Source organism: Mucilaginibacter aureus (assembly GCF_053514885.1).
In genome coordinates this window covers 2027004-2049672 of the sequence record NZ_CP170601.1, presented here as the reverse complement: position 1 = coordinate 2049672, position 22669 = coordinate 2027004, and the positions used below count along the sequence as shown (strand labels likewise).

The window sequence follows — 22669 nt, the reverse complement described above, 5'->3', positions numbered from 1 at the left end:
TTTAACCAACTGTTACTAAATATGATACTATGCCATGAATCAGGGCCGATTATCCGCCACGTGTGCAATAAATTACTATCGATTTTTTAAATTTGTGCAATGAAACACACACCGAAAGAAAAAAAGCAATGGTCTCCACCCGAACTATTCATCATTGCCAGCACACAAATTGAAAGTAAAAGCCAGGCAAAATACAACGAAAAAACATTTGTAAGTTCGAAGGTACTTCATACCCCAAGCGGAACTTTTAACCAATTATTTTTTACGAAAGCTCCTGCCGGCGGTGTAGTTGGATTTGTTACTAAAAATGCTTATCACTCCTAAACCATTACATAACCGTTAAGCGTTTGCAGGTTTTGCAAGGCGCTGCCAAGCGTATTGTTAAAATATACATAAACGGTTTTACCTTCATTTCGCCAGTTGTTAATATAACCGGCATATTCGGCTAAGTATTGGTCGGTGTAGCTTCCGCGATAATTGCTTTCCGGTCCGTGAAAACGCAGGTAAACAAAATTGGCATCTAACTCTATCATCGGCGTAGCCGATGCCGGCATATCATGCAGCACCATGCCCATCCGGTAACTATCCAGTAAACGGTATATCGCATCGTTATACCAGGTTTTACTCCTAAACTCTATTGCTATTTTCCATTGCCCGCCGGCATCATTCTCTCGCAAACAGTTTAACAGCCTTTCAAACTGGTTGCGGTAAGCGGTAGTTATACTGGCCGGGAACTGTACCAATAAGCAGCCCGCTTTTGTTCCTGCTTTCGAGATGACCTGCAAAAAACGCATCACATCCTCATCGGCAAAAGCCAAACCTTTATTGTGAGTTATGCCCCGCCATAGCTTAAAGCTAAACTTAAAATCATCGGGTACTTCGGTGGCCCAGCGCTCAACTGTTCGCGCCAGGGGTATCTTGTAAAACGAACTGTTAACTTCCAGGCTGTTAAACAGCGAACCATAATAACACAGGCGGCTTTTATCGCAATATTCGGCCGGGAACAATGTTTTATTGGCCACAGGCAATACAATATTACTGGTGCCTGAGTAGTATTTACCTTTACTGATTTGCTGCATGCTGATGCAACAAGTCAGGCCGCATTCTGTTTACCTGCTTAAATCCCGCTTATCTAAAAACACACCGGTGCCATACATTTTAACCGGACCGTAATACAAACCGTTATTTGTGCTGATACCATACCGGGCTTTTAGCTTTTGATGCAATGTTTCTGGTTGTTTGGTTCCGTTTACAATCAGCTCATCATTACTCAGGCCAAACCAATCCACGTCGGTGGCATTGGCAACTACCTTTTCTTCAACCAAGGCAGCAATCACATCACGCACACGTTTTTGTTCGCCCGATATATCCACGTGGTGTTTTTTCTTCACGCCTACGCTGTCTCCACCCCGCGGTTTAACAGCACGTTTTGTGGGTTTAGCATCCTGTGTATCCCAGCTGGGTTGAGCATCTTGCATATCCCAGCGGGATTTAGCATACGTAAATGGATCACCTTTACGCATTTTCCATTTTGCTAACTTTAATGTATCACCGGTTTTTCCGTCCCGCAATACCATTAATTTGTTATCATTTTCATTCTTCATCTCTATAACGTTACCATTATCGTCACGGATCTGCCTGTCCTTTTTCGCTTTATCTCTATCGCCACGTGCCTTATCTTTTTCGTTACGCTCCTTATCTTTAGCATGGCGTATCTCTTCTTCCATGTTTCGTTGGATGTCTCTTTTGCGCATTTGGGCCTCCTGTGCCTTACCTTTTTCGTTACGCTCCTTATCCTTAGCACGACGTATCTCTTCCTCCATGTTACGTTCGATGTCTCTTTCGCCCATCACAGCATCACGGATCGCTTGTCTGTCTCTTTTACCATCTATTTTGGCTATCTCACTATTATGCTTGTCGTTCAATAGCTGCATCTTACCTTTTACACGCCGGTCTTTATCATCATGGGCCTTAGTAATAAGCTGGTTAATGTGATTGATCATAGGCTGGTAATGCGCATACTCTGCTTCAGGTATCACCACATCATTAATGGTAAAGGCCGTTAGTTTACCGTTCACGGTTTTCAAATAGTAATTATTATTAATGTCATCCGTTACGGTCACTTCCCGGTTCAGGCTATCCGCATTGGTTTTGTTAAATTGCACACGTACCAGTTTCGGTAAACTATCGGTTATTTGCTGGGCTATCTTTTTCTTTTTCAAAGTATCGATCTTAAACCTGGTGGTCGCTCCCTTTTTAACCGGCAGCGGTGGCGGCGGTAAGGCATGCGTACCTACGTTCATCTTGTTAACAACAGCCATTACTTGCTTTTTGATAAAGCTTGCACCATGCTTAACTTCTGATTGTGCCTTGGGGATAAACACCAATAGCGATAGCAACATGATCCCCGACAGCAGCACCAATTTTTCGGCTGCATTTAGCTTTTTATTTTCGTGGCTAACCATCCTGCGCAGGCGGTTCATCAGTTGGTTTTTACGCAAGCTTAAACCCATTGCATACCCATTAGCCGCGGCCTCATAGTTTTGGAAGGCCATCAACGCCTCCAGGTAATTGCGCTTTTGCGATACATGCGCCAGCACAATATCATCGCAGCACGTTTCGCGTTCATCGCGGATTAGCGCCGATAACCACCAGATGGCCGGGTTAAAAAAGAACACCGTTTCAACCACGCTTTGCAAAATATTCATCAAATAATCGCGGCGTAAAATATGCGCCAGTTCGTGATAAATAATTGATTCTATCTGCCCCGGCGAAAGCTGCAGCATCATACCCAAAGGCAGCAAAATAACCGGTTTTAAATAGCCCACGGTTACCGGCACATTCACCCGTTCCGATTCCAATATCTTCACCACCCGTTTAATGCCCAGTTTTTGACTAAAGGCCAAAACTTTGTTTCGCCAGTCCTCATCAACATCAAAAACGCCCGAGCTGCGCACCCGTTTAACATACAGCAACTCGCGCACCAGCTTTACACTTTTAAATGCAAAACACAGCAGCCACAGCGCAAATATCCATCCCGAATACTGGTTAAAAACCCCGATAATGCGGGTATAACTAAACCCGTCAATATTAACCGTAGCATTGGTTGTGCTCAATATAGTTTGCCCGGTAGCATCGTTGGTTAAGTTAATAACCGTAACATTACTTTGCACGGTATTAAGCTCATTATAAAAAACAAACGCTGTTAAACCAACAAAAACCATTAATAAACCACACAACAGCCGGTAACGTAAGTTAGCTGCCGATTTTTTGGTGAGCGCAATAACCAGTCCGGCCAGGGCAGCTACGATCACGCCTATCCAAAGCGAGTGGAGCAATGTCCAGCAAACGGCTTTTACAGCATGATCTGAAAAATATGGGTTTAAAAATGTTGCTTTCATAACCTTATTGTTTTTGGTCTATCTTTTTAATCAGTTCTTCAAACTCGGCCATTTCTTCGGCCGATAGCTTTTTATTGCCCAGCAACTGCATCATCAGGCTGCCTGCCGAGCCGTTAAACAGGTTATCAACTACCTTATCCAATAATGCTCCTTTGGTTTTATTTTCCTCAACCGCGGCACGGTAAATATGGGTCATCTGGGTATCGTCCTTTTTCAGCAGGCCCTTCTCTATCATGATCTGCATCAGCTTCAGTGTCGACATGTAGATAACCGGGCGTTTCTCCTGGTTGATCTGGTCGTTAACAAACCGCGCTGTCGACGGGCCGAATTGCCACAACACCTGCAATATTTCCAGTTCTGATTTGGTAGGCTCTGATGAGGTAGTCTTTTCCTTTTTAGATGATTTCATAATCAAACATAAGAAACATTTCTTACAAACCAAACAATTTCGTTCAATTTGATATTAACTATCTGATATCCAGTTAAATAAAATAAGAAATATTTCTTATTTAAATCAAAAAACCCTTGGTAATCAGGTGAGGCTAAATAACTTAAGCAAAGTCTATCTGATCAGGATCTGCCCGTCATTCCTTAAACACATTCTCCTTTACCATAAACAGCGGCAGCGAGCCATAGGTAAGCACCCGGTCGTGAAAATCTTTGATGTTAAATTTTTTACCCTGCTTTTTTTGCAGTTCCTCTTTCCAGTGCAGTATTTGTAAGGCGCCGTATTTATAGGTAACCACCTGCGCCGGCCAGCGTTTAACGCGCTGAATTTCGCGCATAGCAATATCATCCTGCGCGCGAATGTTCTTTTTCCAAAAGGCCAGCGCCTGCTCGTCGGTCCAGCCGTAATAGTTCAAACCAACATCCAGCGGCACCCGTACCGATCGTACAATATCCCATTCCCACTTACCCAACTCATCATAAGGTGTTTTGTATACCCCCAATTGCTTGCCCAGCTCTTCGGCATAAGCGCCCCAGCCCTCGGCAAAACCGATATAAAAAAACAATTGCTGCACGGCCGATACCCTGGTTTGTGCCACTATCGAGTTTTGGTAATGATGCCCCGGCACCGCTTCGTGAATAAACAGCCAGTCGTACTGGCGCGTGTTGTACGGTTTGTTAAACAGGTTGTAATAAAAAGTGTTGTTGCTATAATATCCCGGTGCTTGTACCAAAACTACACTGGTACCCTTCTCAATTTTTAAAGGCGCAATATCGGTGATGTTAAAAAGCGTATGCAGGTTGGCATCAATAATAGTCTTATTGTGCTCAAACGCGCGTTGTATAGTTGCCTGATCAGACACAAAAAACGAAGGATCATTTAAGTGCCTGTAAAAGGTATCCTCGCTCAAACCGGTTTTTTTCCGGATAGTTTCAATATGCCCTTTAACCCTCTCCACCTCGGCCAAACCAAAACGGTAGATCTCATCAGGGCTAACCCTGTCATCAACCCAACGGTTTAAAAAATAAATATACCATTGCTTACCATCCGGAACAGTGATGAGGCCGTTATCCGGGATGTTAGCCACCGGGTGCAGCAGCCATTGCTCTTCCAGCACAAGCCTTTGCAGGTTCAGGTCAGTTTCGTAGGCAATCAGGGTGTAATCTGTTTTTTGCGATGCATTTAGTTTAGCAGGATCATAAGCTGCTAAATCAGCCTTTACCTGCGCAAAAAAGGTCTGTTGCTTTTTGAGTTGTTCGGCTGTGCCGATATGCTGCAGGTTAGCCACGTAACTTAACTCCAGCTGCGGCATATTTAACAATTGATAGCCGCTTACAAAATCTTTGCTAAAAGCATCAAAGCTTTTTGGCTGTGCCGATGCAGACAAGGCAGCAAGGGTTAGGGCAATAACTAAACGCATAGCCTTCATAACATCAATTGGTTTGGATAAGTTAGACATGTACATTCTTTGCTTGTTACAAGGCATTGGTTTAACACAAACACAACACCATTTTGAACGATATGCAGGGTATGTCACTGTGGGGCTTTGCATACCTTGCGGTAAATATCGCTGCAAAATGGATAAGTGTTTTAAAATTATATTGACATTACTGTTAACCCCCTGCCTGCTTATGGCAAAAAAGCCATCGCCCAACTATGTGGTTATTTTGATGGATGATATGGGCTATAAGGATATCGGCTGTTTTGGCGGCACCATCTCAACACCCAACATTGATGCCCTTGCCGGCGAAGGGATAAAATTTACCAACTTTTACGCCGGTGGCAATGTGTGCTCACCGTCACGGGCGGCGCTGCTCACAGGCTTATATCCCAACAGATCGGGCATTACCAAGGTACTGTTTGCAAAAGATAAAGTTGGCTTATCGCATACGCACCAAACTATACCGCAGTGTTTAAGCACAGCCGGCTATACCAGTGCCATCATCGGCAAATGGCACCTGGGCCATACTCCCGACTATTTGCCCCTGCAATATGGCTTCTCCTTTTACTACGGTTTGCCCTATTCAAACGATATGCTTCCCGATCATAAAAACACACCCGACCTGCCCGTGTACTTAAATGATAAGGTAGTTGAGCTCAACCCCGATCAAACCCAGCTTACAACCCATTATACCGAGCAGGGGGTAAATTTTGTTAACGGTATTAAAGGCAAACCCTTTTTTTTATACATGGCACACTCTATGCCGCATGTGCCGCTGGCCGTGTCTGATAAGTTTAAAAACAAATCGGGCAAGGGCCTTTACAGCGATGTGATCATGGAGCTCGACTGGTCGGTAGGCGAGATCGTGAAAGCGCTAAAAGCTAACAACGTATACCATAACACCATTATCATTTTAGCATCCGATAACGGCCCCTGGCTAACCTGGGGTAACTGGGCCGGCAACTCCAACGATTTCAGGGAAGGCAAGTTTACCAGTTTTGATGGCGGCCAGCGTGTACCTTTCATCATCAAAGGGTTTGGCCACCAGGCTGATATTGACCAGCCTGCCGACCTGGTTGATGTGTTCTCCACCTTTGCCGAACTATCCGGCATCAAAACAATACCCGTAACCGATGGTACAAGCCTGCTGCCCTTGATACGCAGCCGCAACAAGGATAAATTCGGCCAGCGCGTTATCCCTTTTTATACCGGCGGCAGGCTGCAAGCTGTTAGAAAAGGCGATTGGAAATACCACACCACCCACAAATACAGGGCCGCTGTTACCATTGGCCACGATGGTGTTGACGGCAAATACAAAGACAGCACCATTGAAGAAAGCCTTTTCAACATCAAAACCAACACCACCGAAAACAAAGCAGTTAACGCCGAAAAAAAGAAGAACGAAATGCGCGAACTCTTTAAAAAGATCCAGGCCGATACTGCTGCACACCGGTAAAGCCAGGCATGGCCCTACCGGTGCTGTTTATTTAAAATCCAGGTCGCCAATGTAAACCCCGCCGTTCGCGCCTTTTTTCATTTGCAGCACGATCAGTTCCTTTCTTTCTTCGGGTGTACCGTAATGGGTAAACATTTCGGCCATAATGGTTGTGGGCCCGCCAATGGTTACCTGCCTGTCGCCATAATAGTTTATTTCTATTTTATAGGTTCCGCTTATCGCCTTCTTCAGCATAAACTGCTCCGGACCAAAGCCCTGTGTCATATCGTGCGAAATGCGGCCGCCAATTTCGGTGCGGTTATGGCTGTAAAAGCATTTTTCGCCATTAGGGTCGGTTACCCATAGGTCTATGTCGGTATTGTTCTTGTTCCAATCCATTACTATACGGATATCTACCGGTAAAGCTTTGATGATAGTTTTAGGTATCGCCGTAAGGTTAAGCTTCGCTTTGTGCAAAGTAATAATGCGGTTTATCTCGGGTAAAAACACTTCCTGTATCCCATCATACAACCGGTCCGATTCGGTAGTGTAGCTTTTGGTCATGGCGGCATACAGCACATCCAATGCCTTTTGGTGCTCACCGGCATCTTCCAAAGCCAACCCGTAATCACGGAAACTTTGCGGATCCATCGGGCGCAGCTCGGTCACTTTTTTAAAGGCAAAAACTTCGCCCTCAAAATCGCCCAGTTGTTTCAGTTTATAGCCCAGCATTTTGTATAGTTCGTAACTCTCCAGGTCAAGCTCGGCCAGGTTGCTCAAAACACGCAGGCCAAGTTCTTTATTCCCGGTTTTGATCAGGTAATCGGCCACATCAAAATAATAAACCGGGTTGCTGCTAAAGCCGGCGCGTAGTTCAATGTACTTTTGATATTGCAGTGCCTTATCTGTTTTCTGTATAGTTTTCAGGTAATCGGCATCCACAGCTTTATAAGCCAGGGTAATGGCACCATTTTGACTATACGCTCCTGATGCCGCACCCCTGATACGTATATTATCATTAGCACCCGGAGTACCAGGGGTAACCACAACTCCTGCAATCCTTCCCTGCAATGCCTGGTCAACTGAGGTTGCCTGCATTTCTTCCAAATCTTTAGCCTGTACGGTGGCATTAGGGCGGACAGAACTTACACTACCGGTCGCACTTCTTTTTTGCTTGGTAGCAGAACCCATTACCACCACTTCGCTTAATGTGCGCGAACTCTCATCCATCGCTATATTACCTAATGCGGCTCTCCCTGCTTTAATCTCTTTGGCTTCAAAACCAATGTATCTCAACACAAGCACATCACCTTTTTTGCCGGTAATGGTAAAGTCGCCCCCGTCATTTGTCACTATCCCTGTGCTGGTACCTTTAATTTGTATACTAACTCCCGGCAAAGCCACTCCTTGTTTGTCAATAACCTTACCCGTTATCCTCATCTGGTTTGCACCGGGTGTTGGCGTAGCCGCGCTTTGCAGTACGGGCCTGTAAGCCGGCGCAGGTTGTGCCTGTGGTGTAGGTACCACCGGCGCAACGGGCAGTGGTGGCGGTACAGGTTTTTTTTCAAAGCTCCACCATTCGGTCAGGGCATTTTGCATGGCTACCGATGTAGCCACGTTATCTTTTGCAAACAAGGCAATATCATGGTTCCGTTGTTTCAGTATGTCATCATATTGTGCGCGCAGCTCAGCAGGCGGCTCAATATCGTATTGAATGTAATCGTTAACACTCTCCAAAACTATCAGCGATGTATTACGGGTAATTAAGCCAAACCGCTTGCCTAATGATTCTATTTCCTTCCGGTTGGCATCGTAGCTAATGTCAAGCTCGTTTATCTTTTTTTGCGCCCACAGTTTAGCCACGTCAACATCTTCAACCATATCTTTCTGCAGGTCGAGCGTTACGGCTTTTTCGTAAGCCACCTTGTTGCCATAGCCGTATTGCAGCGTAATGGTTTGGTTGGGATCTTTGGTGATCCCCGCTATCGAAAAAGTATGGTCAACAGTTACCGGTAGCGATGGATAATTCTCTTCGGTAGTGCTGCCGGTTTTGATACCCAAAAAGCGCATGGGCAAAGTGGTAAGCAGGCGCATGGCCTTATCGCTGTCATCTTTGGTCAGGTCTATCAGGTCGCCATGTGTTCGCAGTGCTATCAGCCTCAGGTTGCTGTAGTCGGCTGCAGCCGATGAACTGATACAATAAACAGGCTTATCGTTTAGCCTGATGTTTTTTTCGCCAAAGGTTTGGTGTCCGTCGCTCATCAATAAAAACTCATCTGCGGGGTATTCGGCCAGGTTGATGTTACCTAAATTGGTCGAACCATCATAGATCGTTTGCTCCAGGTCGGCTTTCAGTGCATCCCAGTTTCCGCCGCTAATGGCAAAAGTTTTTTTGCCTAAAATTATATTGCTGAATTTTACCAGCGATACCTCCACATTACCCAATTTTTTAAAATAGGCATCCAGCAAAGCATATTCTTTTTTGGTATCGCGGTTAGCGCCGCTTAACGATGCATCCCACAATAAACCGGTACGATGAGGCGCGGGTTTATTGATGGTTTGCGATTGTACCGATGTATTGATCAGATAGTAATATTTATTGCCCTGCTGCTGCAGCATTACCCCGGTAGCATCCTGCGGTTTAGGTATCGAAAATATCAATGGGCGGTTAGGCACGTAGTTATTTTTTTGTATTGATGCCGACCATGCGTTCTGGTGCCGGTCAAACTGCAGGTTATCGCCATTTTTGTCGTCGGCAACCGGTGCGTCGGCATTTTGGATAACCGATGCCTTTAGCAAAAACGACTGCACCGTATCTTTCATATTCAGCGGAAGCGTAAACCTCAAATTACCATTGGTGCCTAAGGGCATCTCCTCTTCGTAGCCAATAATTACCGTGCGTGTACTGTTCGGATTGATAGGATAAATGCGGGTGCGGAAAGTATTGCCCGCCACTTTTTCCAGCAATCCGGGGTCTATCCTTCGGCGTTCAACAGCTTCAAAAACCACCGTGCCCTTACCCCTGTCAACCGGCACGGCCTCGCGCATTTTACCGTTTATATCCAGCGCATAGCGGCTCACATTTACACCATCCCGCAAAGGGAACTCTAAATTACCCTCCAAAATACGCGATGTGGTATTGTAAAAGGTCATTTGCCAGGTAGTGCGGCTGATATTGCCATAAATGGCCACATCAATTTTTACCTCTTTTAAGGTAACGCCATTATTGCTTTTACCATCAACAGTAAGCTGCGGATTTTGTGCAAAAGCCATACCGGTTTGCAATAAAATAAGCAGGGCCGCGATTAAAAAATTGTGAGCAGGGGTCTTCATGTCAGGTCTATTTTGTTAACAGATGCACTAATCAATTATATTCCATAAATGGGAATTAAAAAAGTGCAGCTATCCGGTTCAGGTTGAGTGTCAGCCTTGCGGCGAAGGCTGTTTCCCGGTAGCAATGTAAACATTTTTCGTTATCATTTTTGCAATCAAAAACCCGAAGACATCGGTATTTATCGGTATTTTTAATTCAGTTTTGAGTCATCAATTGCCAAATTCGCAATCACAATTTCCATGGCTCAATCCCTAATATACGCATTTTTGGGCACAAATCCGCATTGTATTTAAGATTATAAAAACAAAAAAAGCAGCTAACCTCCCGGTCAACTGCTTTCAATATAATTAACAATCCCTCCTTACATCACAGGTGTTCGGAAGATTAGGTTTGCCATCAAAACTCCCTTCTTGAGAAGGGGTGCGTAAGGTAGTGTAGTGGCGGGGATGTGTTATTTTGCGTTATAAAAGGACACACCCCTCCGCCCCTCTCAAGAGGGGAATCGCACCAAGCCCTGCTTTTTTATTTTCCCAACGCGTGTGCCCTTTAAATCGGGCAGCCGGTAGCTGGCTTTATATTTTCCTTATCTTTTGTAAACTGCGCCTTACCGTTATTAAAGGTCACTATCCAAATGCTGTCATAATCATCATCCGGCCAGGTTAAAGCTTCATCAACACCCAGTGCTTTTACAATACCGGCTATGGCCTTATGCTCCCAGGTAATAACAACCGTGCCTTTACGGCTTTTCAGATCGGCAGCTATCGCGTCAAAATCCTTTTCGGCATGGCTGCTGTTTATTGGCAAATTGTATTGCATAGCCAGCGGGGCTATGGTTTGAAACATCCTGGCATGTTTGGTTGTTTCGCCCAACCCTAATCCCGGTACAAACAAAAAAGCCGGTACTCCAAACTTTTCATTAATAACCGCCGGTAACTTTAACGCCCGGTTAAGGCCCTGGCAGGTTAAATTACTGCCTTCTAAAGGCTTTTCGCCATGGCGGATAAAAACCAGTTTAAGGTTATTGCTTTGCGCAGATACCATGTTAACCAAACTGATCAACACAGCAGTAAATAGCAAAAACTTGATTGTATGTAACTTCATAGGTTATAATATTTAAAGATGATCTGCAAATAAAGAGTACAGTTCTGTAGAAAAACTGGAGGCTTAGCCTGGCTGCTTATATAAAAAGCGGATGATCCTGATCACCCGCTTCTCAATATCGTGTAAGCTATAAATTATTAATGCTGGTTACCCACGCCGCTTAACTGGTAGCAGCCCAGGTCGGCACCCGGAGGGGTTACTTCCGAAACACCAAATATCGGGTCTTTAGGCACCACAATTAAAGGTGTAATATCAGTTTTGCCTTTGCCTACCAGTGGCGATGATGCCTGTAACCTGAAATTAAAGTTGTATACCGCGTTAAACTGCGCCAAAGCATGGCCGGTTGTAGGCAACGGAAAATTAACAAACATCGGGTTGTTTTTTTGCACTACATCGGTACCATCATATATCGCACCCGGCGTATAGCTTGCAGGCAGATACCTGGCTGATGTAGTGATAGACGGGATATCGGTGGTTTGTGGCTGGGTAATATAACCGGTTGGATAAAACTGGTTGGCAACCGATAACGAATCGGCCCATTGGTAATTGTTACCGTATGACAGGTGCGCCACATCAGCTATCGGGCTACCTACTACGCGAAAACCGTACTTACAATTGATAGCCACGTTATTGTAATACATACCGGCTGCGCCTTCTTCAAAATTGATACAGCCGCCGCGGCCGCTTTGTACCTGCCTGTAACCACCGCTTACAAAGGTATTGTTATACATTACCACATTGGTTTGCGGTGCGCCAACTGCCTGCCCCTTGTTCGATGCCTTTTGACCATTGGTAGCTGTGCCCACAAAAAGGTTATAAGCCATGGTACCCACTGTACCGCCTTTTACGTTCACACAATCGCCGCCGCTTACCCCGTTTTTCTCAAACGTATTTCTAAAAATAGCGATCTTACCTGCCGATATCCGCATCGGGTCGTCAACACCACCGTACAACCACGAATCTTCCATAATAAAGTTGCCTTTGTAATTGGCAAACAATACGCTAAACTGGTTACCCGTACCCGATCCCGCGATCTTCGATGTCGCGTCGCCCTCGGTACCGCCGGCATATTCAACATGCGTCCATCGCAGTACCATTAAATTACAGGTTGGTCCGCCAATAATACCTTTCCATTTGCCTGCAAAAGCAGGGTCGCCTACGGCTGTTGCCGGTACGCTGCCTGGTGCGTCGCTTTTGGTTACACCTGCAACAGTAATATAATTAGGCAATATTTTTGAACCGTTGCTTACCAGCGTACCTAAAGCGATCAGACTTGAGCCTGCACCCATGTTTAAAGTTACTCCGGGCTGCATCAATAAAGTATCGGCAGCGCCTATCACCAGGTCGCAGCCTGCCTCAACGCTGTAAGTTTTACCGGTAAGCATAGTGCCTTTTACCGGGATAACCGTACTACCGCTTCCGCTGCACGATAGGGGAGCTTTATCGCTAACGGGGTTTGCAGCAGGCAGTGTATAAGTGTAAATATCCGTGTGCTCGCCCTGCCATTTTTTGCAGCCGGCAAATGCTGCTATGGCTAATACTATAGTTGGGATTAATATCTTTTTCATTGTGATTGATGTTTGCTGATTAAAATTTGTACCTGAAACCGCCTAAGAAAGAAACCTTGTAATAATCACTTTGCACCAGTGTCTGGTCGGCAATATCCTGTTTCCCTAAAAACTCCTGTTGTTTAGGGTCGATGTTGGCATGCGGATATTTTAAGTAGATCTTGTTGGCGGTATTGGTCAGGTTATTAACCTTGCCATAAAATGACAGCCTTTTAACAATGGTTTTCTCAAACGAAAAATCAAGCTGACTAAACGGATGATAATAAAAATCAAGACCGTAATAAGTTGATACCTGGGCAATACGCTCGCCTGTATACACAAAGGCCAGCTGCATATCCAGGCCAAGTTTCTGACTTTTGAATAATAACGATACGTTACCTACATTGGCTGCCTGCCCTTGCAAAGCGCGGGTTTCATCAACCACAACTGGCGAATTGTTGATCTTTAACAGCTTAGGCGCCGTAATGGCCGAATGCGTATAAGTATAATTAGCCGATACCCCGAACACACCAAAGTATTTGGTAACCAAACCTTCAAAACCATAATTGGTAGCACCACCCTGTGCATTTTGTGGCTGCACAAATAAGGCGCTTGGCCCGCCATTGGTCACTACAAAATATTCGATCGGGTTTTGGATCTTTTTATAAAACGTACCCAGCAATAACTGGTCGGCACCACCCGGGAAAAACTCATACCGCAAGTCGTAGTTATCTGATGTTGCGTGTTTCAAATTTGGGTTACCTATCTGGTTGTAGTATTCACCATCAATATTGTAAGGCACTATCTCACCAAAACCTGGCCGGCTTATCGACGCGTAGTATGATAAACGCAGGTTTTGAGCACCGGTAAGCGCGTAATTTAAATGGATGCTTGGCAATACGTCGGTGTAGCTAATGGTGCCGTATTTTTGGCTAAAGGTTAAAGGTTCTTCGGTATCGTATGTTTGCAAGGTGTTTTCAACACGTACGCCAGCCAAAACCTGTAATTTATCAAACAGTTTAAATTTAGCCTGCAGGTATTCGGCGTTCACATCCTCTTTAAACGTGTAGTTATCCGATTTATCGTTGTTGTTGCTGCCCACGCCATCTGCCGGCAGGTTAAAGTAAAACGGCACGGCGCTCATGTTGTTATTATACAGGGTGGCTTTACCCGCGGTAAGGCTATAGCTGATATAATAAGCTTCCCTGGTTTTGTGCCTGTATAAACCGCCAAGGCCAAATTCAACCGGTGTACCGGCAATGTTTTGCGTATATTTTAAATTAGCATAACCCGCCATGTCCTGGTCTTTGTTATTTTCCCAGTGGTGTTTCAGCGCCATGTTGTTATCCTGGCTGGCAATCAGCGCACCCGAAGAATTTAACGAATTGTTAGCATCGTATGAAAAATCTGTACGGTCCGGTTGGTTCCGTTTGGCAATAGAATATACCGCGTTCCAATCAGCATGTAATTTATCTGTTAACTGGTGATCGCCTTGTAAAGTGCCGTTGTATACTGTTTGCTGGGTAAAGGTGCTCCTGTCCGATATCGTGATCTGCTTGCTCAAAGCCGTCGAGTTTAAGCCCAGGCCCAAAGTATCCGATGTTTGCCTCGACTGATACTCGTTGGTATGCAAATACAGGTTGTAAAGCGATAATTTGTTTTTGCTGTTAAAAACATAATCTATCTTGTTATGCAAACCTACACGCTGCGTTTGAGTTGAATACGTCCTGTCGTATGAGTCGGAGAACTGGGGCGAGTTAGGCGTTGGAACAATTGTGGGTGCCGCATTCGGGGTCAATTCTTTTGAATTAGATCCGCGGTAAATGTTCTGGTAGCTTGCCGAAAAAATAACGCCTAACTTTTTATCCAAAAACCTGTCACCTATGCTAAAACCCGCTGTCGAACTAAACGGATTCGATAATTGTTTTTCGCTTGTTAGGGCCGAATTATTAAAGTCCTTATAGGTAGCGGCATAATCATTACCGTAAACCTGCGCAGGCGAGTTTTTATTAATATTTGATGAGCTAAAAGCTGTAAACGGCCTTGACGAAGAGAACAACGTAGAAAACCCGCCCGAAATATTGGCATTAAAAATAAAGCGGTCGGGCGCGCTCTTCATCACCAGGTTCATGGTACCGCCAATAGCGTCACCTTCCATAGCTGGGGTTAAGGCTTTAACCACTTCCAGGCGCTCCAGCATTTCTGATGGAAATATATCCATTGGTACAAACCGGTAACGGTCATCCGGACTTGGTATTTTTATACCGTTAACCAGGGTATTGTTATAACGCTGATCCATACCCCTGATGATGGCATATCGGCCTTCGCCTGTACTGGTACGCTGTACCGTTACACCGCTCACGCGTTGTATGGCATTACCCGCGGTAACATCGGGCAATAGCTGGATGGTATTTGCCGAAAGGATATTCTCCACCATCACCGCATTTTTTTCCAGCCCCCGGGCAGAACGGTCGGTTTCCTTATTGGCTTGCCCGGCTACCACAACTTCCTGTAGCTGGCTGCTGGCATCCTGCAAATAAAAATTCTGGGTAACCGTTTCGGTAGCGTTCCTGATAACCACCGTAACCGTTTTTGAAGGCTGATAGCCCACAAATTTTACAATAACGGCATAGCTTCCGGTGCTTAATTTTTTAAACCCGTACGATCCATCGAGCTTGGCCGAAGTAAAGCTCTTTTGACCATCTTTTTCAGCTTCTACAGTAGCTCCTGTTAAGGGTTCGCCGGTTTTGGCATCGTAAACCTTACCCTTAATGCCCTGTGCCATTGCTGTACAAACAAGCAGCAGCATAACAGGGATAATTAAGTATAATTTTTTGAGATTGTAATGATTTAGCATAGGTGCAGATTTGATTTTTCTGCAAAGGAATCATCTCAATACTGGAGAAAAACTGAAGTTTTCACCTATTTATCACGAGGTAACTTATTGATAATGTTAATTTAACAAATGGCCAAAATGCCACTCTTTTAGCTTAATATTAATTTAACAAAACTTAAAGATACCCTATCAAATAACCTTACCTGTTTACCATATTCATGCCGGCTTCGGTATACCGCGGGCCGGTATTGGGATATTGATCAACCACCGCCTGTATATCGGTCAGATCTGTAGTGGTAAGACTGATATCTACCGAGGCTGCGTTTTCCCTGAGGTATTTTTGTTTTTTGGTACCCGGGATAGGGATAATATCATCGCCCTGGGCCAGCACCCAGGCCAGCGCCAGTTGGGCGGGTGTGCAGCCCTTGCCTTCGGCCAGTTTGCCAAATGCGGCTGCTAAGTTGGTGTTGTTTTCGTAATATTCGCCTTTAAAACGGGGTATGGTAAGGCGGAAATCATTGGATTTAAAACCCGACTCATTTTCGGGTAATGTGGCCGTAAACAATCCGCGCGAAAGGGGGCTAAAGGGTATAAAGCCTATGCCTAACTCGCGGCAAGTGGGCAATATTTCAGGTTCAGGGTCGCGGGTAAGCAGCGAGTACTCGCTTTGCAATGCAGCTATAGGATGAACGGAACAGGCTTTTTTAAGCGTTTCTGCTGATGCTTCGGATAAACCGAGGTAACGCACCTTTCCTTCTTTCACCAGCTCGGCCATGCCGCCCACCATTTCTTCAACCGGTACCTGCGGATCAATGCGGTGAGCGTAATACAGGTCGATAGTATCGATATTGAGCCGTTTCAAACTGCCTTCAACAGCTTTACGGGCATAAGCCGGCGATCCGTCAAAACTGCGCGCACCGGCGGCACCGCCGGTAAAGCCAAACTTGGTAGCAATAAATACCTTTTCGCGATTAGGTTTTAACACTTTGGCTATCAGCTCTTCGTTTGTATGCGGACCGTAAATATCGGCAGTATCCCAAAAGTTGATGCCCAGATCGAGCGCCAGGTTAAGCACACGGATAGATTCTGCATCATCGCGCTCGCCGTAAGCGTGTGTCATGCCCATACATCCCAGCCCAATGGCCGAAAGTTGTTCGCCGGTATTGCCTAATTGCCTGTATTTCATTTAGTCTGTTTTTGATTCATTGAAGTTTATGGCTGATAGCCCATACAATACTAACGGTTACAGCCCCTCAAAGTTTTCACCATGGTCTATAGACCATTGACTATGGACTAATTTACACGATACTAAACTGCGCCAGGCTCACAAACTCCTGTACACGGCCGGCAACCTCTGCTTCACTCAGGTTTTTGAGGCGCTCGGTACCAAATTTCTCCACGCAAAACGAGGCTAAAGCCGAACCGTAAATGATGGCATTCTTCATGTTATTAAAGTTGATGGTACCTACTTTAGCTAAGTAACCTATAAACCCGCCTGCAAAGGTGTCGCCTGCACCGGTAGGATCAAACACATCGGCCAGCGGCAATGCCGGCGCCGAAAAGATCTGGCCATCGTCGCCAAACAGCAATGCACCATGTTCGCCTTTTTTAATGATGAGATATTTTGGGCCCATCAGCAAAATTTTGGCAGCCGCCCTTACCAGCGAATGCTCGCCCGATAACTGGCGTGCTTCGGCATCATTAATGGTCAATACATCTACCATCTTAATGGTTTGCAGCAGGTCGTCCATGGCAATGTCCATCCAAAAGTTCATAGTGTCCATCACAATAAGCTTAGGGCGCTTATGCAGGCGGTTGATCACCGTTTGCTGAACCGTTGGCGTAAGGTTACCCAGCATCAGGTATTCGCAGTCCTGGTAGTTCTCCGGGATGATCGGGTCGAAATCAGCCAGCACATTGAGTTCTGTTACCAGCGTATCACGGCTGTTCATGTCGTTATGGTACTTGCCGCTCCAAAAAAACGATTTTTCGCCTTTTTTGATCTGCAAACCTTCGGTATCGATATGGTGCGTATTAAAATCTTTGATCTCGGCCTCAGGAAAATCATCGCCTACAACAGCTACAATTTTTACTTTATCGTAAAAGTAAGAAGCAGCCAAACCTGCGTATGTGGCAGCGCCGCCAACAATTTTATCTGTTTTGCCAAAAGGGGTCTCAATGGCGTCAAAAGCAACGGTACCAATAACAACTAAACTCATGAATTATATTTTTTTAATTTTTTTTTGACAAAGATTGTGAATTTAGATGGGAAATCATACTTTTGCACACTCCAAACCGGAAAACACTCCTGAGTAGCTCAGCCGGTTAGAGCATCTGACTGTTAATCAGAGGGTCGCTGGTTCGAGCCCAGCCTCAGGAGCACTGAAAATCAATGATTTAGCCCCGCTTAAACAAGCGGGGCTTTTTTATTTGCAGAAAATTTGCATAGTTTTTTTAAAAACCTTTTTGTATCCAGTAATTGATCCGTCAAGTCCTCACGCGGCATTCCGCCGACCACGGTCTCCCCGAAAGAGGCAGCCCGAGGTCTTATATAAAGATCCAAAACATTGAAGTTCTTCACTTTCCGAATTAATTCCCTTCGGCGAAATTTTTAAGGTCGGTCTTGGTCTGAAAGGTTTTCTTCAAGTAATGTTCGAGGTGGAAGTTTTCCAATTTCTGTAAAAGGTATTGAAGGGTGAATTTCTCTGCGATGGTCAACCTGCCGGTAATGATCTTACCGACATAGTTAGTATGTTCAAATATCTGGAACAGGAGCTGCTTGCCTTCATCGGTTATGGCGATATGTTTACTTCTTTTATCCTTTTCGTCGTCCCATTGCCTCACCAGCCCGGAGGCAATTAAGCGTCTGATGACTTCTGTTCCGGATGTTTTTTCCTGTAAATTATGGCTGATCAATTCGCTTTTTGATAATTGAGGATGCGTTAACAAGATCGCCAGTGCGGTGAAATCCTCCGCTGTCTGCAATGGTGTACCTTCCAAAGCTTTTTTGATGTACGATTTAGCGTAACGGCTCATGAAGACGAACAGTCGGCTGATGTTATTGTCCAGTTGATAGGCGATATCCAATGCCGCACTATCGCTGTCGCCGAACCTTACTTCATTATGTTGTTCGTTGCGGGCGGGATCGCCAAACTTATTCAATAAGAAACCTGTAAGATCTCCGATAGATACTTCCTGTCCCTGGTTTTCTTTTTCCAGTTCTTCTACAAGATCGATCAATTGATGAATTAGCTGATATGATTTCATATTTGCTCAAGGTTAGTTACATCGGCCGAATTTTTCAAATTTACTTTCTTTTACTGAGTTCCGGGTTTTTTGTGCAGCGGCCAAAACACACCATGCACAATATTTTTATGTGTTAGCCAGGCCACATCCTCTATTCCCGGAAAGGCGGCAACTACGATGAGCAAAGCCATTTCAAACAGATTGATAATACATCTTTAATACCTTTTCCAAACATATCTTAAACCAGGGTGTAAACCGGTCGGGCTGTGCTGATAGCTCAAACAGCAACTGGTCAGTATGCACGTACCTGAAACCAGCCACTTCTGCTGGATCGGGTATGGGAAGTTCATCACTGGTACCCAACAACACATGGTCATATTCATTCTCGATCAGGCCGTTCTCAAATTCATGACGGTAACTGAATTGAAACAGTTCGGTCAATTCACAACCCATTCCCATTTCTTCCTGCAAACGGCGATTCGCGGCATCAAGGGTGAACTCTCCCGGTTTGGGATGGCTGCAACAGGTATTGGTCCAAAGCCCGCCGGAATGATATTTATCCAACGCGCGTTGCTGCAGCAGCAATTGATCTTTACTGTTGAAGACAAAAACAGAGAATGCACGGTGCAGCGTGCCTGTACGGTGCGCGGCCATTTTATCCATGGTTCCGGTGGTTTCACCACCGCCATCAACGATCATTACCATTTCTTTTAATTTTTTCGTTTTATGATCGGTTATGATCAATACTCATTTTTACAAAACATTCAGTTTGTATCTTATTAAGGAGTCAAACATTAAATAGAATTTGTGCCCGTTCGATACCCTTATCCTTTCCGTCATCACCTTTTCCGCCGGAACTTTGGCGATCTTCCGGAACAGCTGTTTATAATAAACGTAGGCCAGGTAAACCCCTTTGCGGCAGGACCGTGGCAACAGTCTGATCCCGTTTAAAGCTTCGTTCAATTCTTTTAAAATGTCGTTCTCGATAGCCCGCTTGTTTTCATCAGAAAAAGCCGACAGGTTGACATCGGGGAAATAGGTGCGGTTCAGCTCCCGGTAATCCGCGTTAACATCCCGCAGGAAATTCACCTTTTGAAACGCCGAGCCTAATTTCATCGCCGGTATCCTTAACCGTTCAAATTCTTCCTCGTTGCCTTTGGTGAATACATGCAGGCACATCAGCCCGACGACCTGCGCGGAACCCATCACGTATTCTTCATATTTTTCGGGGGTGTAAACCTGCTCGGCGAGATCCATTTCCATGCTCTTTAAAAACAGCGTTATCAGGTGGTGTTGAATACCGAACCGGTTAACCACCTGTTGAAAAGAATTGATCACCGGGTTGATGCTGATCCCGCGCTCGATGGCCATAAAGGTTTCCTCTTTTAATTCGGCCAGTAGTTTAGATCTGGGATAATCATGAAAGCTGTCTACGATCTCATCAGCCAGTCTCACAAAGCCGTATATGGCATAAATAGGCTGCCTGACCTCTTTTTCGAAGAATAATATCCCAAGCGAAAAACTAGTACTGTAAAGCCGTGTCGTTTCCCTGCTGCAAGTTGCAGATAAGGTATCAAATCGTTCTTTCATTGTTGTTTGAGGTATTGAATGAGCAATTGGGCGGAAATTTCACCTGAGATGATCTGAAATCTGAGTTATTAATTCAGTTATCAAATATAGTACTATATTGTATTATAAATTTAATATTAGTGTAATTTTGTATAAAATTAGAGAGTTTATAAATTGTTGTTTAATTAGGTGCAACATAAGATCGCGATCAGGGCGGCGCTCCTGCTCACTTCCGGCGCATACGCGGCCTGAATAGCATTGCTCGTGATCTATCAGGCGGGCAGGTTGTTCGGTAGGTTACAGGCATAAGCGATCATCAGCTCGTTTGCCCAGGAGGCTCCGTCAACTAAACCAACCGATCCATGCCGTAAGATCTGTCTCGGCGTTAGCAGAAAAATGCTTATCCGAACCCTGAAAGAGCTGTAAACTGACGGTATCATCGTGAAGAAAGCACTGCTTTTTGTGCAGCCACATAGTTAATACTGTTCTACTCTATGCGGAAAAGATCAGGAGCCTGTGATCTCCGGGATCACAAAATGGTCCTTGAAATCAGATGTTCAGTAGCTATTTCCAGTACTAAACATCAGATATATTGCGAAAGCCCACGTCTGGTTTTGCGGATCTAAGATCGCTAAAGCCATAATGGTCATCTTTTGTTAAGATCCGGTTATTTACCCGGTCGAATGGCTTGGCAGCGGAAAGCAGTTGGCCCGGCAACTCTACAGATGACGAAACAATGCTGCTGCTGCCACGCATAGTTTCCATTACCAATTGGAATGCCTGCCTGCCGAGCTCGTAATACGAATAGCAAAGGCGGTTAAACACTGCAGGGGAACGGAAATCGCGTGGGCCGGATTCCATTTCTATGGCAACAATATTTTCAGCACGTATCCCTATATGGTTCAATAGCTGCAGCTCCGAATGATCCGGCAGGCGATCGACCAGGATCAATCCGTCGGCTGTTGGATTGATGCTGTGCAGATGGTTCGCTATATTCTGCGGCATATCCGCACGTCCCGGGAAACGAATGATCTGTTCATTGAATGGCAACATGTTATGTTCTAAATGGGCTTTTAGAAAGCCGGCTCTTCTCCGGGTATGGGCTGCTTCGTTTAAAATCGCATCAAACAGTACAATCTGTTTGCAACCGGCTTGGAGCAATAACGAAGCTGCCCTGCAGATAGCATCAAACTGATCTATCCGGGCATATAAATGGTTGTCATCGGTTTGAAAGGTGCCAAGTAAAGCGTACGGCCTTCGGACGAGCAAGTTAGCAGGTAAGATGTTAGTCATTGAAAATGGTAAATAGATCAGCCCGTCAGTAATGGCTACCAGAGCCTTTAACTTTCGGGTCTTACTGGTCAGGCTGTCGGTAGTTAGAGTGATCATTACCAACTGCGAGCCGGATTGAGCTGCGGACTCCTCTAAGCCAGCCATTAGATCGATGAGCAGGGAATGGGCCATCTGCGGAACCAGAAAACCGATAACCTTTCCAAAGGTTTTATGGTCTGTTACCTGATCTTCTGATATTTGAGCCATTTCAGTTGGTATCATTGCGGCGGGCGGCTCTGCTCCGTGCTCCGTTTTTAACGCAGTGGCGTCATGGTTGGGTGTAAAGTTAACCCTCGCTGCTTCCCTTAAAACTCGTTTCTTGGTTGCAGGGGCGATCGAGGTAGTTGCTGAAAAAGCCCGGCTCACCGTTGCCGGTGACACCTTTAGCGTTTTGGCGATGGTATAAATGGTCGGCTTAAAACTTCCTTCTTTAGCATTCTTCTTGGCAACCAGGTTGCTCGCATTATAATTTCGAGCGTAGCCCAATTCTTCGGCGGCTGCAAGTACCCGGTCGATCGTTTTTTCGGAAACGGTCGGTGCGCGTTTAAACGCTCTGCATACCGTAGCTGGAGACATTCCCAATTTGCTGGCTATGTCCCGCATCGTTACCTGTCCGTTCACATGCGTTTGCTGTTCATTCTGCGGAAAGGACTTCTTCTTGACGTAGCCTTTGTAAGCCGCAGCCGCGTTAACATGAGCCCGTGTTTCGGCTTTAATAGCAGTGTCACCATTCAGCGCACGGCTCACCGTTGCAGGTGAAATCCTTAAGTAGGCAGCCAGTTGTGTAAGTGTGATCTTTTTCCGTGGCCTGCCCGTCTTTTTCATCATAAGTTCTACCAATAGTATTGGTAAAAGTATGATGGCCATCCCTGGTTGCTTCGCTCATTTGTCTAAACTTATGCCATTAATGTTTAGGTGATCGGTCATCAATGGATACACCGGCAAAACGGCTTTGCAGATCCGGTTGCCCCCCTCGGTT

At 45.3% G+C, this 22669-nt stretch carries 16 protein-coding genes and 1 tRNA gene; 3 read left to right on the top strand and 14 right to left on the bottom strand.

Features of this window, described 5'->3' with window-relative positions; all coding sequences use genetic code 11:
- Positions 1–99: 99 nt before the first annotated feature.
- On the top strand, positions 100–324 hold the full coding sequence (locus ACFGVR_RS08630) for a hypothetical protein (protein WP_448702404.1): 225 nt from the start codon (positions 100–102) through the stop codon (positions 322–324).
- On the opposite strand, the gene ACFGVR_RS08625 is transcribed toward ACFGVR_RS08630, so the two are convergent.
- From ACFGVR_RS08625 to ACFGVR_RS08610, 4 genes are all read right to left on the bottom strand, one after another.
- Entirely contained in the window at positions 321–1079 is a 759-nt protein-coding gene (locus ACFGVR_RS08625) for a DUF72 domain-containing protein (RefSeq protein ID WP_448702403.1), read from the bottom strand. The genes ACFGVR_RS08630 and ACFGVR_RS08625 overlap by 4 nt on opposite strands.
- Before the next feature lie 30 nt (positions 1080–1109).
- Positions 1110–3401 (bottom strand): M56 family metallopeptidase, encoded by a 2292-nt coding sequence (locus ACFGVR_RS08620; RefSeq protein ID WP_448702402.1) that lies wholly within the window; start codon positions 3399–3401, stop codon positions 1110–1112.
- Between the two features lie 4 nt (positions 3402–3405).
- A complete protein-coding gene (locus ACFGVR_RS08615; protein ID WP_448702401.1) occupies positions 3406–3810 on the bottom strand; it encodes a BlaI/MecI/CopY family transcriptional regulator in 405 nt (134 codons plus the stop codon).
- A 175-nt stretch (positions 3811–3985) separates the two neighbouring features.
- Positions 3986–5308 (bottom strand): DUF885 domain-containing protein, encoded by a 1323-nt coding sequence (locus ACFGVR_RS08610; protein ID WP_448702400.1) that lies wholly within the window; start codon positions 5306–5308, stop codon positions 3986–3988.
- A gap of 172 nt (positions 5309–5480) precedes the next feature.
- Between ACFGVR_RS08610 and ACFGVR_RS08605 the strand changes: the two genes are divergently transcribed.
- Positions 5481–6746, top strand: coding sequence for a sulfatase-like hydrolase/transferase (locus ACFGVR_RS08605; protein ID WP_448702399.1), 1266 nt, complete (start codon positions 5481–5483; stop codon positions 6744–6746).
- A gap of 27 nt (positions 6747–6773) precedes the next feature.
- Here the strand turns inward: ACFGVR_RS08605 and ACFGVR_RS08600 are convergent, their stop codons facing one another.
- The 6 genes from ACFGVR_RS08600 to ACFGVR_RS08575 form a co-directional block, all read right to left on the bottom strand.
- Positions 6774–10058 (bottom strand): VIT domain-containing protein, encoded by a 3285-nt coding sequence (locus ACFGVR_RS08600; protein ID WP_448702398.1) that lies wholly within the window; start codon positions 10056–10058, stop codon positions 6774–6776.
- A gap of 547 nt (positions 10059–10605) precedes the next feature.
- Entirely contained in the window at positions 10606–11160 is a 555-nt protein-coding gene (locus tag ACFGVR_RS08595; protein ID WP_448702397.1) for a histidine phosphatase family protein, read from the bottom strand.
- Between the two features lie 137 nt (positions 11161–11297).
- Positions 11298–12728 (bottom strand): hypothetical protein, encoded by a 1431-nt coding sequence (locus ACFGVR_RS08590; protein ID WP_448702396.1) that lies wholly within the window; start codon positions 12726–12728, stop codon positions 11298–11300.
- Positions 12729–12747: 19 nt separating this feature from the next.
- Positions 12748–15516 carry a TonB-dependent receptor domain-containing protein gene (locus tag ACFGVR_RS08585; protein ID WP_448702395.1) on the bottom strand — a complete coding sequence of 923 codons (2769 nt, stop codon included), beginning with the start codon at positions 15514–15516 and terminating at the stop codon, positions 12748–12750.
- A gap of 226 nt (positions 15517–15742) precedes the next feature.
- On the bottom strand, positions 15743–16729 hold the full coding sequence (locus ACFGVR_RS08580) for an aldo/keto reductase (protein ID WP_448702394.1): 987 nt from the start codon (positions 16727–16729) through the stop codon (positions 15743–15745).
- A gap of 112 nt (positions 16730–16841) precedes the next feature.
- Positions 16842–17762 carry a PfkB family carbohydrate kinase gene (locus ACFGVR_RS08575; RefSeq protein ID WP_448702393.1) on the bottom strand — a complete coding sequence of 307 codons (921 nt, stop codon included), beginning with the start codon at positions 17760–17762 and terminating at the stop codon, positions 16842–16844.
- Between the two features lie 87 nt (positions 17763–17849).
- Here ACFGVR_RS08575 and ACFGVR_RS08570 point away from each other — a divergent pair.
- A tRNA-Asn gene (locus ACFGVR_RS08570) sits at positions 17850–17923 on the top strand.
- 209 nt (positions 17924–18132) lie between these two features.
- Here the strand turns inward: ACFGVR_RS08570 and ACFGVR_RS08565 are convergent.
- The 4 genes from ACFGVR_RS08565 to ACFGVR_RS08550 form a co-directional block, all read right to left on the bottom strand.
- A complete protein-coding gene (locus ACFGVR_RS08565; protein ID WP_448702392.1) occupies positions 18133–18810 on the bottom strand; it encodes a MarR family winged helix-turn-helix transcriptional regulator in 678 nt (225 codons plus the stop codon).
- Between the two features lie 171 nt (positions 18811–18981).
- Positions 18982–19533 carry an isopentenyl-diphosphate Delta-isomerase gene (idi, locus tag ACFGVR_RS08560; RefSeq protein ID WP_448702391.1) on the bottom strand — a complete coding sequence of 184 codons (552 nt, stop codon included), beginning with the start codon at positions 19531–19533 and terminating at the stop codon, positions 18982–18984.
- A 9-nt stretch (positions 19534–19542) separates the two neighbouring features.
- Positions 19543–20379, bottom strand: a complete 837-nt coding sequence (locus tag ACFGVR_RS08555) for a phytoene/squalene synthase family protein (protein ID WP_448702390.1) — start codon at positions 20377–20379, stop codon at positions 19543–19545.
- A gap of 555 nt (positions 20380–20934) precedes the next feature.
- Complete coding sequence (locus ACFGVR_RS08550; RefSeq protein ID WP_448702389.1) at positions 20935–22518, bottom strand: LacI family DNA-binding transcriptional regulator; 1584 nt, start codon at positions 22516–22518, stop codon at positions 20935–20937.
- Between the last annotated feature and the right edge of the window lie 151 nt (positions 22519–22669).